The sequence below is a fragment of the Burkholderia sp. Tr-862 genome (genome assembly GCF_011753085.1).
Classification (GTDB): domain Bacteria; phylum Pseudomonadota; class Gammaproteobacteria; order Burkholderiales; family Burkholderiaceae; genus Burkholderia; species Burkholderia ambifaria.
On record NZ_VWWG01000311.1, the window covers coordinates 1 to 3,024 of the forward strand.

At 69.2% G+C, this 3,024-nt stretch carries 1 protein-coding gene; it reads left to right on the forward strand.

Annotated features, from left to right (window positions below; all coding sequences use genetic code 11):
* Positions 1–3,024: ATP-dependent RNA helicase HrpA (gene hrpA / locus F3J14_RS34265; protein WP_247682355.1), on the forward strand; the 3,024-nt coding region annotated here is incomplete at both ends.

Sequence of the window (3,024 nt, forward strand, 5' to 3'; positions counted from 1 at the left end):
TCCGAATCCCGTTCCGCCGATCACGTATCCCGAAAGCCTGCCCGTATCGGGCAAGCGCGACGAAATCGCGCGCGCGATCGCCAATCATCAGGTTGTCATCGTCTGCGGCGAAACGGGGTCGGGCAAGACCACCCAGCTGCCGAAGATCTGTCTCGATCTTGGCCGCGGCCTCGGCGCCGGCGGCACGGGCCTGATCGGCCATACGCAGCCGCGGCGCCTGGCCGCATCGTCGACCGGCCGGCGGATCGCCGAGGAACTCGGCACGCCGTTCGGCGAGGTGGTCGGCTACAAGGTGCGCTTCACCGACAATCTCGCGCCGGGCGCGTCCGTGAAGCTGATGACGGACGGCATCCTGCTCGCCGAGACGCAGACCGACCCGCTGCTGAAGGCGTACGACACGCTGATCATCGACGAGGCGCACGAGCGCAGCCTGAACATCGACTTCCTGCTCGGCTACCTGAAGGAGATCCTGCCGAGGCGCCCGGACCTGAAGCTGATCGTCACGTCCGCGACGATCGACGCCGACCGCTTCGCGCGCCATTTCGGCAGCGACGAGCGCCCGGCGCCCGTGATCGAGGTGAGCGGGCGGCTGTATCCGGTCGAGATGCGCTACCGCCCGGTGGCCGAGGATCGCCCGGCCGTCAAGAACGCCGAGGGCACGGGCGGCCGCGACCGCGTGAAGACCGCGCGCGAGGCCGAACGCGACCTGATGGACGCGATCGTCGACGCGGTCGACGAACTGTGCCGCGAAGGCCCCGGCGACGTGCTGGTGTTCCTGCCCGGCGAGCGCGAGATTCGCGAAGCGGCCGAGGCGCTGCGCAAGCACCATCCGCCGCATACCGAGATCCTGCCGCTGTTCGCGCGACTTTCGGCGGCCGACCAGGACAAGGTGTTCAAGGCGTCGAACGCACGCCGCATCGTGCTTGCGACCAACGTGGCCGAAACGTCGCTGACGGTGCCGGGCATCCGCTACGTCGTCGACACCGGTCTCGCGCGCGTGAAGCGCTATTCGTACCGGAACAAGGTCGAGCAGCTGCAGGTCGAGTCGATCTCGCAGGCCGCCGCGAATCAGCGCGCGGGTCGCTGCGGCCGGGTGGCCGATGGCGTCTGCATCCGCTTGTACGAGGAAAGCGACTACCAGGCGCGCGCACGCTTCACCGATCCGGAAATCCTGCGCTCGTCGCTCGCGTCGGTGATTCTGCGGATGAAGTCGCTGCACCTGACCGAGATCGAATCGTTCCCGTTCCTCGAGCCGCCGCCCGGTCGCGCGATCGCGGACGGCTACCAGTTGCTCAACGAACTCGGCGCGGTCGACGACGACAACGCGCTGACGCCGCTCGGCCGCGAGCTCGCGCGGCTGCCGCTCGATCCGCGCGTCGGCCGGATGATCCTCGCCGCGCGCGACCAGCAGTCGCTGCGCGAGGTGCTGATCATCGCCAGCGCGCTGTCCGTGCAGGACCCGCGCGATCGTCCGATCGAAGCGCAGGAGCAGGCCGACCAGGCGCACCGCCGGTTCGCCGACGAGCGCTCCGAATTCCTGCAGTGGCTGAAGATCTGGGCGTGGTTCGAAGAGGCCGTCGCGCACAAGAAATCGAACCGTCAGCTGATCGACGCGTGCCGGCAGAACTTCCTGTCGCACCTGCGGCTGCGCGAATGGCGCGACGTCCATTCGCAACTGCTGACGGTCGTGCGCGAGCATGGCTGGCGGCTCAACGAAGCCGAGGCGACCTACGAGCAGATCCATCTGGCCCTGTTGACGGGCCTGCTCGGCAACCTCGGCATGAAGGCCGACGACGATCCGCACTATCTCGGCGCGCGCGGGATCAAGTTCTACCTGTGGCCGGGCTCTGCGCTCGCGAAGAAGGCCGGCCGCTGGGTGATGGCGGCCGAACTCGTCGAGACGAGCCGGCTGTACGCGCGCTGCCTCGCGAAGATCGAGCCGGAGTGGGTCGAGAAGGTCGGCGCTCACCTGCTGAAGAAGTCGCTGTCGGAGCCGCACTGGGAAAAGCGTCCCGCGCAGGTCAGCGCGTTCGAGCGCGCGACGCTGTACGGGCTGCCGATCTACCACCGCCGGCGCGTCGCGTTCGGCCGGCAGGATCCGGCACGCGCGCGCGAGCTGTTCATCCGCGGCGCGCTGGTCGAGGGCGAGTTCGACACGAAGCTGCCGTTCTTCGCGCACAACCGCAAGCTGCTCGCCGACATCGAGCAGCTCGAGCACAAGTCGCGCCGGCAGGACGTGCTGGTCGACGACGAACTGATCTACGCGTACTACGATCAGGCGATTCCGGAGGGCATCCACACGGGCGCCGCGTTCGAGCGCTGGTATCGCGACGAGGTGAGCAAGGGCGGCCGGGCGGAGGACAAGCAGCGGCTGCTGTACCTGTCGCGCGACGACCTGATGCGCCACGAGGCGGCCGGCGTGACGACCGAGCTGTTCCCGAAGCGCGCGACGATGGCCGGCGTCGAGATGGCGCTCACGTATCACTTCGAGCCCGGCACGCCGCGCGACGGCGTGACGCTCGCGGTGCCGCTGTATGCGCTGAACCAGGTCGATGCGCGCCGCTGCGAATGGCTCGTGCCGGGGATGCTGAAGGAGAAGGTGCAGCTGCTGCTGAAGTCGCTGCCGCAAAAGCTGCGCCGGCACTGCGTGCCGCTGCCCGAGTACGCGGCCGGCTTCGTCGAGCGCATGGGGCGCGAGCGCTTCGGCGCGGGCGGCCTCGTCGAGGCGCTGATCGCCGACGTGCGCGGCGAGACGCAGATCGCGATGAAGACGGCCGACTTCAAGCTCGAGACGCTGCCCGCGCACCTGTTCATGAACTTCAAGGTGATCGACGAGCACGGCCGCCAGCTCGCGATGGGGCGCAATCTCGCGCAGCTGCGGCAGGAACTGGGCGCGCAGGCGCAGCAGCAGTTCCAGAAGATCGCGGCGGCGTCGACGATCGCGCCCGGCGGCGAGGCTGGCGCGGGCGACGCGGGCAATGCCGGCGACACGCCGGCGCCCGCCGCCGCACCGGGTTCGGCGGC